Source organism: Pseudomonas sp. AN-B15 (genome assembly GCF_019056475.1).
In the GTDB taxonomy this organism is placed as follows: domain Bacteria; phylum Pseudomonadota; class Gammaproteobacteria; order Pseudomonadales; family Pseudomonadaceae; genus Aquipseudomonas; species Aquipseudomonas parakoreensis.
Genome location: NZ_CP049737.1, coordinates 5,958,172 through 5,972,768 on the forward strand (window position 1 = coordinate 5,958,172; position 14,597 = coordinate 5,972,768).

13 protein-coding genes and 1 pseudogene are annotated in these 14,597 nt (G+C 55.6%); 8 read left to right on the top strand and 6 right to left on the bottom strand.

All coding sequences use genetic code 11. The features are described 5' to 3' along the window. Nucleotides 1-67: 67 nt before the first annotated feature. From GTQ41_RS27095 to glnK, 3 genes are all read right to left on the bottom strand, one after another. Entirely contained in the window at nucleotides 68-493 is a 426-nt protein-coding gene (locus tag GTQ41_RS27095; RefSeq protein ID WP_003229414.1) for a secondary thiamine-phosphate synthase enzyme YjbQ, read from the bottom strand. A 216-nt stretch (nucleotides 494-709) separates the two neighbouring features. Next, entirely contained in the window at nucleotides 710-2,047 is a 1,338-nt protein-coding gene (locus GTQ41_RS27100) for an ammonium transporter (RefSeq protein ID WP_027610437.1), read from the bottom strand. A gap of 37 nt (nucleotides 2,048-2,084) precedes the next feature. Beyond that, nucleotides 2,085-2,423 (bottom strand): P-II family nitrogen regulator, encoded by a 339-nt coding sequence (glnK, locus tag GTQ41_RS27105; RefSeq protein ID WP_002555808.1) that lies wholly within the window; start codon nucleotides 2,421-2,423, stop codon nucleotides 2,085-2,087. Nucleotides 2,424-2,836: 413 nt separating this feature from the next. Between glnK and GTQ41_RS27110 the strand changes: the two genes are divergently transcribed. Together GTQ41_RS27110 and GTQ41_RS27115 are read left to right on the top strand one after the other, a co-directional pair. Next, complete coding sequence (locus tag GTQ41_RS27110; RefSeq protein WP_041071977.1) at nucleotides 2,837-3,097, top strand: accessory factor UbiK family protein; 261 nt, start codon at nucleotides 2,837-2,839, stop codon at nucleotides 3,095-3,097. Nucleotides 3,098-3,880: 783 nt separating this feature from the next. Next, a pseudogene (locus GTQ41_RS27115) lies at nucleotides 3,881-4,847 on the top strand (YifB family Mg chelatase-like AAA ATPase); the annotation flags it as partial. A gap of 608 nt (nucleotides 4,848-5,455) precedes the next feature. Here GTQ41_RS27115 and GTQ41_RS27120 read toward each other — a convergent pair. Continuing rightward, nucleotides 5,456-5,677 carry a helix-turn-helix domain-containing protein gene (locus GTQ41_RS27120; RefSeq protein ID WP_131670701.1) on the bottom strand — a complete coding sequence of 74 codons (222 nt, stop codon included), beginning with the start codon at nucleotides 5,675-5,677 and terminating at the stop codon, nucleotides 5,456-5,458. 103 nt (nucleotides 5,678-5,780) lie between these two features. On the opposite strand from GTQ41_RS27120, the gene GTQ41_RS27125 reads away from it, so the two are divergent. The 4 genes from GTQ41_RS27125 to GTQ41_RS27140 all read left to right on the top strand — a co-directional run bounded on the left by GTQ41_RS27125 (nucleotide 5,781) and on the right by GTQ41_RS27140 (nucleotide 10,095). After that, complete coding sequence (locus GTQ41_RS27125; RefSeq protein ID WP_131670702.1) at nucleotides 5,781-6,371, top strand: hypothetical protein; 591 nt, start codon at nucleotides 5,781-5,783, stop codon at nucleotides 6,369-6,371. Then, nucleotides 6,368-7,768 (top strand): DEAD/DEAH box helicase, encoded by a 1,401-nt coding sequence (locus GTQ41_RS27130; RefSeq protein ID WP_131670703.1) that lies wholly within the window; start codon nucleotides 6,368-6,370, stop codon nucleotides 7,766-7,768. Before GTQ41_RS27125 ends, GTQ41_RS27130 begins: the two co-directional genes overlap by 4 nt. Nucleotides 7,769-7,909: 141 nt before the next feature. Next, entirely contained in the window at nucleotides 7,910-8,314 is a 405-nt protein-coding gene (locus GTQ41_RS27135; RefSeq protein ID WP_131670704.1) for a hypothetical protein, read from the top strand. Between the two features lie 1,040 nt (nucleotides 8,315-9,354). Further along, complete coding sequence (locus GTQ41_RS27140) at nucleotides 9,355-10,095, top strand: hypothetical protein (protein WP_217325388.1); 741 nt, start codon at nucleotides 9,355-9,357, stop codon at nucleotides 10,093-10,095. Between the two features lie 728 nt (nucleotides 10,096-10,823). Here the strand turns inward: GTQ41_RS27140 and GTQ41_RS27145 are convergent. Continuing rightward, the gene (locus GTQ41_RS27145) at nucleotides 10,824-11,027 is read right to left on the bottom strand and encodes a hypothetical protein (protein WP_131670706.1); all 204 of its coding nucleotides are present in this window, start codon (nucleotides 11,025-11,027) and stop codon (nucleotides 10,824-10,826) included. A 148-nt stretch (nucleotides 11,028-11,175) separates the two neighbouring features. Between GTQ41_RS27145 and GTQ41_RS27150 the strand changes: the two genes are divergently transcribed. Next, the gene (locus GTQ41_RS27150; RefSeq protein WP_131670707.1) at nucleotides 11,176-11,391 is read left to right on the top strand and encodes a hypothetical protein; all 216 of its coding nucleotides are present in this window, start codon (nucleotides 11,176-11,178) and stop codon (nucleotides 11,389-11,391) included. A gap of 177 nt (nucleotides 11,392-11,568) precedes the next feature. Next, a complete protein-coding gene (locus GTQ41_RS27155) occupies nucleotides 11,569-12,660 on the top strand; it encodes an IS630 family transposase (protein ID WP_131670708.1) in 1,092 nt (363 codons plus the stop codon). 425 nt (nucleotides 12,661-13,085) lie between these two features. Here the strand turns inward: GTQ41_RS27155 and GTQ41_RS27160 are convergent, their stop codons facing one another. Then, nucleotides 13,086-13,841, bottom strand: a complete 756-nt coding sequence (locus tag GTQ41_RS27160; protein ID WP_131670709.1) for an ion transporter — start codon at nucleotides 13,839-13,841, stop codon at nucleotides 13,086-13,088. Nucleotides 13,842-14,597 lie beyond the last annotated feature (756 nt).

Genomic DNA, 14,597 nt, shown 5'->3' on the forward strand with positions numbered 1-14,597 from the left:
ATAGACCAGCTTTGGCGACTGTCGAAAGTCGCCGGAAAAAAATCGGTAACCGCTGGTGACCAGCGGTTTACGCCCCTTCACCGTGCAAGGTGGCGAGGACTTTACGGGCACCGCCATGATCACGGTGCTCGCCCAGATAAACGCCTTGCCAGGTTCCCAGAGCCAGACGTCCCGCCGATACCGGCAGACTGATCTGGCAGCCAAGCACGCTGGCCTTGAAGTGCGCCGGGAGGTCGTCCAGGCCTTCGTCGTTATGCTCATAGCCGTCTGTTCCTTGTGGGATCAGACGATTGAAAAATCGTTCGAAGTCGCGACGGACCGCCGGATCGGCGTTCTCGTTGATGGTCAACGACGCCGAGGTATGCTGCAGCCACAAATGCAACAGACCGACCCGGCACGCCTTGAGTTCAGGCAGGCCGGCGAGTAACTCGTCCGTTACCAGATGAAAGCCCCGGGGCCGTGCCCGCAGGGTTATCAGAGTCTGTTGCCACATACAGTTCTCCGCACGTTCGGGGCGCATTCTAGCGCGCTCTGGGAAAAAACAAAGGCCCTAATATTCCTGCAATGATGTAAGCCATTGGCCGCAGAAAAATGCCCATCGTAAACACGACGAAAGCCGTACGAAAAATCCTTTCAGTTGCTCTCTCAATGACAAATCCCGGACAAAAAAATGCCCGGCAAGCCGGGCAAGTTTTTTCGATGCGCGTACTTACAGGTTGTAGCCGCGTTCGTTGTGTTGTGCCAGGTCCAGGCCAACCGATTCTTCTTCCTCGGTCACACGCAGACCCATCACGGCGTCCAGCACCTTGAGGATGATGAAGGTGACAATCGCGGTGTAGATCACTGTGAAGCCGACGCCTTTGCACTGAATCCACACTTGCGCCGCGATGTCGGTCACGGTGCCGAAGCCGCCCAGCGACGGTGCAGCGAATACACCGGTCAGGATCGCACCGAGGATACCGCCGATACCGTGCACGCCGAATGCGTCCAGGGAGTCGTCATAACCAAGCTTGCGTTTCAGGGTGGTGGCGCAGAAGAAGCACACCACACCCGCCGCCAGACCGATCACCAGTGCGCCCATCGGGCCCACGGTGCCAGCAGCCGGGGTGATTGCCACCAGACCGGCAACCACACCCGAGGCGATGCCCAGCGCACTTGGCTTGCCGTGGGTGATCCACTCGGCAAACATCCAGCCCAGCGCAGCCGCAGCGGTTGCAATCTGAGTAACCAGCATCGCCATGCCGGCAGTGCCGTTGGCCGCTGCAGCGGAACCGGCGTTGAAACCGAACCAGCCGACCCACAGCATCGCCGCGCCCATCAGGGTGTAACCGAGGTTGTGCGGCGCCATCGGGGTAGTCGGGAAGCCTTTACGCTTGCCCAAGACCAGGCAGGCGATCAGACCGGCCACACCGGCGTTGATGTGCACCACCGTGCCACCCGCGAAGTCGAGTACACCCCAGTCCCACATCAGGCCGCCGTTACCGGACCAGACCATGTGCGCGATCGGTGCATAGACCAGGGTGAACCAGATGCCCATGAAGATCAGCATCGCGGAAAACTTCATCCGCTCGGCGAACGCACCGACGATCAGCGCCGGGGTAATGATCGCGAAGGTCATCTGGAAGGTGATGAACACCGCCTCAGGGAACAGCGCCGCCGGGCCGGTCAGGCTCGAAGGCGTGACACCGGCGAGGAACGCCTTGCCCATGCCGCCGAAGAACGAGTTGAAGTTGACGACGCCCTGCTCCATGCCGGTGGTGTCGAACGCAATGCTGTAGCCATAAATGACCCACAGGATGCTGATCAGACCGGTAATGGCGAAGCATTGCATCATCACGGAAAGAATGTTTTTCGAGCGGACCATGCCGCCGTAGAACAGCGCCAGGCCCGGGATGGTCATGAACAGCACGAGGGCTGTCGAGGTGAGCATCCAGGCGGTATCGCCGGAATTGAGGACCGGGGCCGCCACTTCGTCTGCCGCCATTGCAAGGCCGGGCATTACGATGGACAACAGGGCTCCTAGCCCTGCGAATTTACGCAGAGTCATATTGTTTTCTCCTGGGGCGTTGGGTTTGTGGCGGCGCTTAGATCGCGTCGGTATCGGTTTCGCCGGTACGGATGCGAATCGCCTGTTCCAGATTGACCACGAAGATCTTGCCGTCACCGATCTTGCCGGTGTTGGCCGCTTTGGTTATCGCCTCGATAACCCGATCCAGATCCTTGTCGTCGATGGCCACGTCGATTTTCACCTTGGGCAGAAAATCGACCACATATTCCGCGCCGCGATACAGCTCGGTGTGACCCTTCTGCCGGCCGAAGCCTTTGACTTCAGTAACGGTAATGCCCTGCACGCCGATTTCGGACAGCGACTCGCGCACGTCGTCCAACTTGAACGGCTTGATGATGGCAGTGACTAGCTTCATGAAACTCTCTCCCGAATTGGTGGACTTGCCCCAGGAAAACAAACCCGACTCAAGTCTAAGCGCAGTGCCTGGCTTTGTAACGCATCGTCGGCCTTGCCTGCCCGACTGACGCCAGCTAACCGCTGCCGGCGAAACTCCCCGCTCCGCCTGCCGCACTGCATTCGTCACAGCGACTGCATCAGTGCATGGGTCACTACCGACTAAGCAGAAAGCTTGCCATCTCTCCAAATTCCTCTGATTTCAATCCTTTGGCCGCTGCCACAGGCGTTTGCACGAAAAACGCCCGACGGTTACGCACAACAACGGTGCGTTGCCGTCCGTCCGCTTGCGCGAAAAGCGTGCATCCGTGCCTGCGTCAATGACTATAGACACTGCGTGATACACTGCGCACCACTGTTTACAGGACACATCCCATGCTCGCGCCCAAAGACTTCCTCGACGCCCTGAGCGGCACTGCCTCCCGCCTGTTCAGCGGCGACACCCCGCTGCCAAAAGCCGAAATCGAAAGCCAGTTCAAGATGCTGCTGCAAAGTGCTTTCAGCAAACTGGATCTGGTGAGCCGTGAAGAATTCGATAGCCAGATGGTCGTCCTGGCTCGAACTCGCGCCCGCCTTGAAAGCCTTGAAGCCAAAGTCGCAGAACTGGAAGCCAGGCTGACGCCGCCGGCCGAGTAAGACTGCAGCCGCCGGGCCGAGACGCCTTCAAGTTTGCGAATAGACATCAAACCGCCCCCGCCGAGGCAGGAGCGGTTTCCGTCAGATCAATCCTCTACAACGAATTATTCCAACGGTCTCGCAGAAACTCGTACAGGCGAAAAGCCCATAACGCGATTCTGACGAGGCGCCACCTATGTTTAAGAAACTTGGACATACTTTGGCCCTCCTTGCGTGGGGCCAAACCTCCGATGCACTTTCCGGCGTACGAACATCTTCGGGACTACACACGAGTGTGTCCGCCAAGGCGGCCGGGTGTGGGTTCCCCAAAAACAGCACCGGCACGGGTCTCATACCGTGTCGAGGAACATGAAATCTTTAGCTCCCGACCACACTTCACGAAAACTCGAGGAGTGGGCATCGTCGCCGGGGATGTTATGCCGGTAGTTCGAAGGGGACTTAAACAAGTTGTATCAAGTGATTAAGCAATGTTTCACACCTTAATGAGTCAATCATTTCAAGGTGATATTGACTTTGGACAAATGATGTCGGTGCTTGCGTCAACGTGAAAACGTGCATAACCTGCACATACACGAGTGTGTCCGCAAAGGATACGCAGGCCTTGGCCTCACCGAAGCCTGCAAACTGAAAACCGTCTACTCAAGGCGGTTTTTTTTCGCCTCGAAATTGGTTGACCTCCTCCCGCAACATCCAGTGAAAGTTCGCGCGCGCCAGCTCCCCTTTCCCCGACTACCCTTCAAAAACCCGCAGGAAGCGGCCCCCGATTCAGCTCAAGGAACGACCATGTCCCTGTCCATCGTCCACAGTCGCGCCCAGATAGGCGTGGATGCACCCGCCGTTACCGTCGAAGTTCATCTGGCCAACGGCCTGCCGTCGCTGACCATGGTCGGCCTGCCCGAGGCGGCGGTGAAGGAGAGCAAGGATCGGGTGCGCAGCGCGATCATCAATTCCGGGCTGCAGTTTCCGGCGCGGCGGATCACCCTGAATCTGGCGCCGGCGGATTTGCCCAAGGACGGCGGGCGGTTCGATCTGGCGATTGCCTTGGGGATTCTGTCGGCAAGTGTGCAGGTGCCGTGTCTCACGCTGGATGAGGTGGAATGCCTCGGTGAACTGGCGCTGTCCGGCGCGGTGCGGCCGGTGCGCGGGGTGTTGCCAGCGGCGCTGGCGGCGCGCAAGGCCGGGCGGGCCCTGGTGGTGCCGCGGGCGAATGCCGAGGAGGCCTGTCTGGCTTCTGGCCTGAAAGTGTTTGCGGTGGATCATCTGCTGGAAGCCGTGGCGCATTTCAACGGACATACTCCGGTCGAGCCTTATGTCTCGGACGGGCTGATCCACGCGGCGAAACCTTATCCCGACCTCAACGAAGTGCAAGGGCAGATGGCCGCCAAACGGGCGCTGCTGATTGCCGCGGCAGGCGCGCACAACCTGTTGTTCAGCGGGCCGCCGGGCACTGGCAAAACGTTATTGGCGAGTCGCCTGCCAGGCCTGCTGCCGCCCCTGTCCGAGTGCGAAGCGCTGGAAGTGGCGGCGATTCAATCGGTCGCCAGCGGCGTGCCGCTGACTCATTGGCCGCAGCGTCCATTCCGTCAACCGCACCATTCTGCATCGGGGCCGGCGCTGGTCGGTGGCAACTCGAAACCACAACCCGGCGAAATCACCCTCGCCCACCACGGCGTGCTGTTTCTCGACGAGCTCAGTGTTAGGTGAGCATGTCAACAGTGTCGACATAATCCTGTCTAACTTAGAATCTGGCTAGGTACGCTCAGCATCGATTCAGCCGGCAAAGCAGCGCCCCCGGCTGTTTCGCTCCTGGTCACCTCATACGAGCTTATGAGGTGACCAGGAATAAAAGCCTCTGTTAGCTAGTCCGAGGGGAGATAAAAATTAGCATACCCGTTGCGACATCGGGCAATTGTTGAAAAAACGGGAAATAACTGAGAGGGGCTCCTTCACAACTAGCCCCATTGCCTGGTGGATTCTCAACAAGCCAAATCGCAGAAGCAACTGACCCCACCTGCCCCCACTTCTCTTCGATAGTCATTGCAGGTTGTGCCCCCCCCCCCGCGACTACAGGAGGTCGCTTTTTGGTCGCGTCGATCTCAGTGCACGTTTTTACACAGCCTGGGCCAGAAGCGGACATTGAAGCGACTAATACAGGGGCCACATATCGCAACTCACTGACGAGACCTAACCAAGGTGAGTTTGTTGAGCCGCTAGGTCTACCTGAATTGGATAACGAGACCAAAAGTCGGGCGTTTGTGTTAGCAGTTTTTAGGATGCTGATGGCGGCGAGAGGCTTGGGGAAATGTGAAAAACGGCGCTAGGGTCAGACCTTCTTGAGGCCGGTATTGCTCAGTCGGGTTAGATTTCTGACAGCTGAGGCAGAAGGCTTGAAGGGTCGCAGGCGAGCTCCCCTGCGATGCGGTATAGCTTCTCGACGGTGATGTTTACTTCGCCACGCTCGATCCGCCCCACATAGCTGCGGTCGATATTGCACGCCAGCGCCAGTGCATCCTGGGAAATCCGACAGGCTTTCCTCTGCATTCGGATGCGTTCCCCTAACGCTTTCGCCAACTTATCCATGACCGTCTCAATTCCACTGAGGCGGCACTATCGTGCGTTTGCGGACACACGAGCCACGGATTATAATCCGTATTTCTTTCGCATTAACTCTTCTGGTGCCTCAATGAAATCGGCCTCGTTTATCTTCGATAGGCGTCTGTATGAGCTGCTTCAGGAGGAAGGGCGCACAACGTTCACGACCCGTGAACTACGCGATGCCTATGCCAATCGCCTGGACGGCATGAATTTCCGTATCGCCGATGTACGCCGCTATGTGTATGAGCAGATCCGTCGATTACTGCGCATGGGGTGGGTCGTACTCGATAAAGATCTCCGTGTTCGAGGGCAGATCTACCACCTGCAGCCGATTCCGGCGCATTTGCAACTGGAGCTGATCGACAACGGGTTTGAGAACAGCCTCAAGACTGCCTGTGAGCCCGAGCAGATACTTGCAGTGCCAGAAAATGAGGCTTTACCGCTTAACTCTTCAGACCATACGGATCAGCACTTGGAAGCGCTTCACAAAGAAATTCGCTTGGATTTCCTGTCTTCAATGGGCGAGGCGGAGCGATTCAAGCTGCTTCTGGAGGATATGCCCCATTTGCGGGACAAGGTTGAAGGCGAGTACCTGGAGGCCAGAGATCGCAGTTCTCGCCTGCTCGGGCATCTTCGTGCCATCGAAAAGACCCTCAAGACGCTTGCTGCCCCCTTATGACCCGATTGCTACGGGACTGGCAATGCAGATGTATCACCAGGGCACTGGAGCACTTTAATGTCACGCCGCATTTCTTCTGCCAGGCAACACCGGGGGCTGGCAAGACGCGCATGGCTGCAGAACTGGCCAGCCGGCTGCTTGAGCAAAACAGGATCGACCTAGTGATGTGCTTCGCGCCATCCTGCCAGGTCGTTGAGGGCTTCCGTTCGACCTTTGCTGCGGTGCTTGGCAGGCGTCTCGACGGCCAGATAGGTGCCGTGGGTGCGGCATTCACCTACCAAGCCATGGAATACCGGGATGAGGGGTTCTGGCAGCTTCTTGATAACTACCGTGTGCTGGTGGTCTTTGATGAGATCCACCATTGCGCTGGCCATGATCCGCTGCTCAGCAACGCCTGGGGCCAGCAGATACTGCACCGGATACAGGATCGCGCTGCCTTCACGCTGGCCCTGTCTGGCACACCCTGGCGTTCGGACGATCGGGCCATTGCCCTGGCTCGCTACTCCTCGCCGGAGGGGCACTTGATCTGCGACTATCGTTATGGCCTGGAAGAGGCCATTGCAGACGGCGTGTGCCGATCCCCTCGCATTGTCCTGCTCGACAATCAGAAGGTGAAACTCACGGAAGAACTGGGCGCTGATAGCTCTGTGAAGCTGTTTCCCAGCATTCCCAAGCTCTTAGGGGAATCACCTGTCACCTACGAAGAATTGCTGCGCCATGACGATGTGATCTATCAGCTACTCGATCTTGGCTGCAGCAAGCTCAATGATCTTCGCCAGATCAAGCCGGATGCAGCCGGCTTGGTCGTTGCCACTGATATTGAGCACGCCCAGCAAATTGTCCAGGCCCTGGATGCTAGGGGTGAGGGTTGCCGCTTCGTGACCAACAAAACCCCTGATGCGCAACAGGTGATCAATGCGTTCAGGCAGGGTGCTTGCCGCTGGATTGTCGCCGTCGGAATGATCAGCGAAGGCACCGACATTCCACGCCTGCAAGTGTGCTGCTACCTCAGTCGCACCCGAACCGAACTGCATTACCGGCAAGTACTGGGGCGGATACTTCGGCGCACAGGTGAATCCGATGACCAGGCTTGGCTATTTATGCTGGCGGAAACGACGCTGCAGAGCTTTGCGGAGCGAATAGCGGATGACCTGCCTGATGACCTTGCGGTGCTGAACGAGGTGCAGATGCCAGGCCTTACCCCGGGTTCAAAGCCCGGTTTGATTGGAGTTGTTGGCAGCGTTGAAGGCCTGGATGATGGTATTGGTGGAGGGTTTGAGCTGGCTGACGGGGCAGAAGCTACGAACAATATTTCTCTTGGGGGCTTTGCAGCTGAGCCAAGCTATCAGGTGAACTTTTCTCAGCATTATAGGCAGCAGTTGTTGGCTTGTTTTTGATGCTGTGAGGCCTTAGCCAGAGTTGTGGCAGCGTGTGAATTGCGCGCGATCGTCCGCGTCATTGGCTAGGCAAATAATCGGAGGTAAGCATGGGGATCAAATCGCAGGCAACGGTAATTGTGGCTACAGGGGAGGCCGTAAATGGCAAACATAAGCATTGAAAAGATCAGTGATTTTCTATCAAAAGAAGGCGAAGCAATACATAGCGCCTGTGACGACGAGGCTGCTGGCATCGTGCTTGCTCAGGAGCTGTGCCAAGGAAAACCATACTGCTCAGTAAGGCAGTGGATTCTCGTCGATCTCGATATTTCAGATGACAAGAAAGCGTTGGTTACAGAGCAAGGTTTTCAGCCAGTCCTTCTCTATGCCCACACTGTAGTTACCGATAGTGCACGTCGCTTTTCACCAGGTGATTGGGTCAGGAGCACGCTCTTGGTCGATCAAAAGAGTAATTGTCTTTTTGAAACCAAAAATAGTGTTTACATCCTCCTGGGTGCAGGAAGCCGGAAGACAGCAGATCCAGCTATAGTGACCAGCATGTTTTAATGAGCTGCGAAGAGTTCGCCAGATGACGATGCCCCACGAGCGTTCGCGTGCAATTGTGCAGGCGCGGAGTTTCTGGAGGAGCTTTCACGGGATGCTTCTCAAAGCGAAGAAGTTCGGAGAGCCGCGATACACCGTCTCTGGCACTACCCAAGCATAAGTTAGGTACTGCTTCAGGGGCGGATTCAGGACGGGCTTGAGGCTAAGTATAGGTATCAGCCGTTTCTCAGTTCGAAGCTTGAATAACTCAGTTTCTTGGGATTTTTACAGGGGCCGGTGTTTGCCACATCAAAAAATCACTGCCTATTACGACCGGCAGTGGCCGACCGATCGCTGCCGGTCGTGACGGGCAACAATCGGCCAAAGGCGGACAAATCTTATCCGTCCTAAAATTGACGGCTTGCGTTGGAATCTAAAACTTGGCGCTACTCAAATCGAGGGGGCGTCGCCACGATAATCAAGACTGGCCCACAGATGTGCGCCGGCCTTTTTAATTACCTAGACTATCCTTGTCCGCTTCGGACTGATAAGACGAAAACACCACTCAAAGTGATATTCAGAGGGCACCTACCTTGAGCGCATTTGTTTTACTCGTAGCAGCAGCCCATGGCCTTGCCCCCGTTCTTGGTGGCGTTATAGGCAAATCCAGGAATGCGGTAATCATTGGCGCGGTTATTGGCGGCGTCATTGCCCTAGCAACTGGGAGCCCACGATACGCCCTGCCCGACCTGTTCGCAGTGGGTGTCGGCACCTGGCTGGCCCTTTCTCGATTCCCAAAGACTGATACAGACAGTGGCTCGGGAGCCAGCTAGGCCCTTTCCGGCGCCCACCGGCGGAATGACCTCCCAGGCCTCAAAAGGCTGGCGCCACGATGAATATCAGCGGTAGTATCTGTGACACGCGTTCATCGACGCGTGCTGCCCACCTATGGCTCACCTGGTTCGCCGGGACGATGAAGTTTCACCTTATGCGTTGATTCCTTGAGTTTGCGGAATTCAGCAGTGGGCACTGGATAAATCCGCTCTAACTTTTGGAGCACACGCATGACCCTCCCCCTGATTACTGCTACCGCTGTTGAGAAACTCAATCGCGAAGCGAAATCCCTTGTAAGAAGTTCAGACATCAGCCTCGCTCAGGCCCTAGACCTTGTCGCCCATAAAGCTGGCTACTCAAACTGGCACCAGCTTAAAGAGCTTCACAAGCAATCTGAACACTACAGAAATCTTCTGCCACCTCATCACCGTCAAAGGCTCACATGGGTCAGTTTTAAGGATCGATCCTCAAAGCAGGTCCATAGCGTAAATGAGCTATGTGAAGCCCTCGGAGGCGTAACCCCCTACTTCTTTCGTCTGCCGTGTGAACATGCATCACTTGGTAACCCTTGCCTATGCCAACTGGATCCGTTCGCAACAGCCGTCCAGGCCAATGTCAGGCTCGACATCGGAGATAAGTACGATCATTGGAACTACTTGTTCATGATTTACGAACCAGCACGTGATTTTCACCCGTATCAAAAACGCGTGGTCGCGGGTCTTGCGTCTGCGGCTCACTACCCCAATGAGCATCTGACCATTCCGGGCTCAAATACGGCCAACGATGATCGCAGCAATACGCTCAACCCCAACAACCCGGCCTTCAAGGCTACTGCGGATAACCACGCGAACCAACTCAATCCGAATAATTTCAGGTATGAGCTCAAGGACCATGGCCCAAAACGAGATGATGACGAAGAGGAGGACAACGGCCCGTACTTAGGCATCCCTCTTACCTGGGCTGAAATCTAAGAGCTGAGTTCTCATAGGATTGCGTTACCAGCACTCCGTGAAACGATGAGGTCTTTACGGATGCCGAGGACGCACCATGCGAATTGAGTTTGAGAATGGCGCGAATTTCATTACTGCCCGCCAGGACAACGGCATGGTAGAAATACGCTGCCAGTACCGTCTTACCAACTGCCACTAGACCGCGTCGCCGGATGCTTTCACGGAGCGCCACGGCGGCCCTGCAGCAACAGCCGAGTATCTCAAGCAGTGCTATCGCAGCCAGTAACAACCAATCTGTTCGAGGGATATGCCATGGATGCCTGGATCGCTCACCAGATCTTCATTCGCCGTTTCAATGCAGCCATGGCTTACCTTCTGGTCATTGGCACGCTCGTGACGTAGTTCTTTGCCGGGCCCAGACCAGTTGGAGCCTTGTTCCTCATCTTGCTGGTCGCCGGCGGTCTCTGTGTTTGCATGGCAAACGTGGCTCTGCAGCTCGGAACCCCGCCAGTCTCCGCCACTGACGAAGAAATCCGCCACGCCGCAGCAAGCGGCCCAGCCCAGCCTGGCTGATGCGCCTTGTGGCCAAGCTCGACTGTTGAGATGAAGCCATCAGCCTTGCCGCAGCTGAAAGTCTTCTCTTCGTTGCAATCGCATGGATCATCGGAAAAGAAAAACCCAGCTAGTGCTGGGCTTTTTAATTGGTGTGCTGGACAAGCAACACGTTGAATCGCGATGAGTATTCTCGATTAAGACCGAGATACTCGAATGGTCAAGGTAGGCAGGTTGTTGACGCAGAAGGCTGTTGTTGCATTTGCCATGAAATTTACAAATGTTTTAATAACCACTTTCTTCATACGCCCTTCTCCTTCTTGTCCAGGTTGTTGAGTTGCTTTTGGTGTGTCGATGAGTGCTTGCAGGTACCACATTAATATTGCCAGCACGATCAGCATCAACAACCCGCCTCCCCAAGAGCCGCATATGACGCAGCATATTGCTCTGGAGTCGAAGCAACTTTTGTTGCCAAGACGAGATATAACAATGGTATCACAAGGGCACTGAAAAAGTAAACTTGTCAACAGCTAAACGACTAGATTTAGAATGAAATTTAAACGGAGCCGCACCACAAGAGCGAGCACTGAAGCCCTGATCACCCGGATTGCAACCGATCTGGCGCAGCTGAAAGAGCTGCTCGACCAGCCCTGCCATCTTTCAAGAGTCAACAAGACTGGCATAGAGCTGTCACCGGAAAAACTCGAATCCAGACTTAGCGTCATTCTTGAGAACAACGCAGCTGTGGCACATCCCTGCCCTTAATTACGTTGAAACCAGTTTGCCCAGAATTCGCCTACTGCTACGCAAAATACCCAGAACATGAACAGAGGGTGTCCGGACTTTTGTGAAATCGAGACTAGTGGACTGTCCGTAAAGTTCGTTTATCTATAAAGGAGTAACAAATATACTGTGCACCCCTCCTTTTTCGGCGTGAGTAACATGGCTCGACCAGCGGCTTCTTTTTGTTTAAAACCCACTGATGTTGAGACGCTGCAAAGCTGGTTGTGCATGGGATCTCTGCCTCAGAGCCTTGGTCAACGCGCCCGGATTCTGTTGCTGTTGGCTAGCGGCCTCACGCCCAAGCAGGTCAGCGATCGGTTGGAAATTTCGGCGCCAGTCGTATTCAAATGGCGCAAGCGTTATCAGGAAGCTGGCCTCGATGGGCTGAGCGACCTCCCGCGCAGCGGACATCCACGCAAGCTCGACGAGGCGAAGATTAAGGAAATCCTGACCCTGACGACCCAGCGTGTACCGCGTGAGGCGACTCACTGGAGCTTGCGGCTGATGGCCAAATACGTGGGCGTTACCGTCTGGCAAGTCGCCCAGGTATGGGCCGCCGCCGATCTCAAGCCTCACCGGCTGAAAACCTTCAAGATCAGCAACGACCCACACTTTGCTGACAAAGTGGTCGATGTGGTTGGGCTGTACCTGAACCCGCCTGGCAATGCACTGGTGCTGTCAGTTGACGAGAAAACCCAGATCCAAGCGCTGGATCGCACCCAGCCCATGCTGCCTCTCAAGCCGGGTCAGATCGAGCGCAGGACGCATGACTACAAGCGTCACGGTACGGCCAGTTTGTATGCCGCTTTCGACATCCTGACGGGCCAGGTCATTGGTCGCATCACCCAACGACACAGGGCCAAAGAGTTCCTTGAGTTCCTTCGGCAGATCGACCGCGCGACGCCTGCCGAGCTGGATCTGCATTTGATTCTGGACAACAGCTCGACTCACAAGACGGCCGCCGTCAGGGCGTGGCTGGAGAAGCATCCCCGCTTCAAGCTCCACTTCACGCCGACCAGCGCCTCATGGCTGAACGCCGTAGAGGGGTGGTTTGCTCAATTGGAAAGGCGGGCGCTGTATCGCGATGCGTTCAGCAGCGTGGCTGATCTGAAAGCGGCCATTCGCCGTTTTATCGAGGCCCATAATGAGCATTCAGACAAGCCATTTCGCTGGAACAAAACGGCTGAATCCATCATCAGCTCTGTTAATCGCGCAAAGCTCACCGCAATCAAGAATAAGTTATTGAACTAACCAAACAGTCCACTAGGAGAACTAAACACGACGCACTGCTGACGTAAATCATCTTGTCTAGCACAGAGACGATGAATGTCCCCTTATGGCCCAGGCTGTGTAAAAACGCTGGCTCCTTTTTGAGGTCTGCGTTGCTACGTAAAATCTGCCCGCGCGTGGTTGGTCAGCAGCCCTGAAATTTGCATACGGACGCGTTTTTCGTTGCGATTCTGACTGTCAAACTCGCCTTAAAGCGTTTTCACACAGCCTGGGCCGGTAGCGGCCTGTCGTGAACGGCCGGAACAGATCCATTGCTGCCTGTTTGGACGGGTAGAAAACGGCCCGAGGCCGCCGGCCTGCTCTATAAATAAAGTCCCCCTTTTTGTCCGATGTTCAAACGCAGTCCGGGTGCGGTCTTGATCCGGCGCTGAAATCAAAATGCCATTTCAAGCCTCCTTGCTTTCCTGGTTCTGAAACGCGTCACTGAAAGCCGCCGCTAATATGCCGGTTGGCATGGCGACCAACCCAATACCAGCAACCGCAGTAATACCGGCGAAAAAGCGGCCGGCAGCGCTTATTGGAGTGACGTCTCCGTAGCCAACCGTTGTCAGCGTGGCGACACTCCACCACAAGGCTCTCGGGATGCTGCCAAACGCTTCCGGTTGCTCAGCAGCTTCAAGCACGTAGAGGAAGGTGCTGGAGACCAGAAGCAGCATCAATGCGGCCATGCCACTCAGCATCAACTCGTAACGGCGCTTGGCGATGGCTTGCCACAGAAGCGTCCAGGCTTTTGTGAAGCGCCCAAGCTTCGACACCCTGAGAATTCGCACCAGTCTGGCCAGGCGCAAGTAGAAGGCGGTGCCGTCGAATACAGTCAGCAGCAAAGGTAGTAGAGCAATGAGATCAATGATCGACCAGACGCTGAAAATGTATTTGAGCCGGCCATATTTGCCCGAGAACAGGGGATTCATCGGAGCGATGTAGACCCTCAAGCAATACTCGATCAGAAAAACCCCAAACAGCAACCACTCTACTGCACTGAACATCTGATGGTAGGTTTCGGCTATAGGCTGCTCGGTTTCCAATACTGCCAGCAGCACCGCGCCGATAATCAGTATGCAGATGAAGCGGTTGAAACCTGATAAGCCATGGCTTCTGGCAGTTGCATCGACCTCAAGAAAAAGACGTTCCCTGATATTCATCGTGATGCTTCCCTATGTTGGCGATATGCATGGCAAAGACTTCTGACGGATTTTTCTCAGACACCGTCGGTCACTCGAAGTGACTATTTCGATGGATCATGGTGCGATTCCGTGCTCTCTTGGCTTATCAGCAATGATGGCATTATGAGGTCGCCCATGAAGCGTTTGGCTATTGGTTTTGCTCTACTGTTTGCCATCAACCTCCCTTCTCTGGCGGTCAGTTCCTCTAGCCATGGTATGTCACGAAACGGAACGGAGATTGTCGAGCACGGAGGTGGATGCCGCAAAAGCTCACCGCCAGGGCAGTGTTGTCATATGGATAACAAGGCCGGGAGTGTTCACTGTCATTGAGGCTGAGGCCCAGCACCGCATGCAGTCGACTGGCTGAGGGCTATGTGCCGACATGCCCAGAGGAGCGGCTATATCGGCAACGGGCAGGCCTCGCTCGGTCACTTACCTGACGGCTTCAGCCTTGACTTCTGGGGTGAATCGTTGGGTGCTCATAGACTTTCTCCTATGCTCAAAGCATAGGCCGGGGATGTCTACCGGGGCGGGGGTAGTCCAAGCATAGGCCGCTACCGGATCGGGGGTAGTCCAGTGCTTGCTGAGCGCCTCAAAAATGACTCACATTGAGGGCTCCAAACGACTTGGTACCAGAACGCGAACTGAAATCGCAGGCAAAAGTGATTCACGAGGCCATATCCCGAGGATCAAAGAGATTGGCTGATCAGCTCAAATTGCAGATACTGACAATAA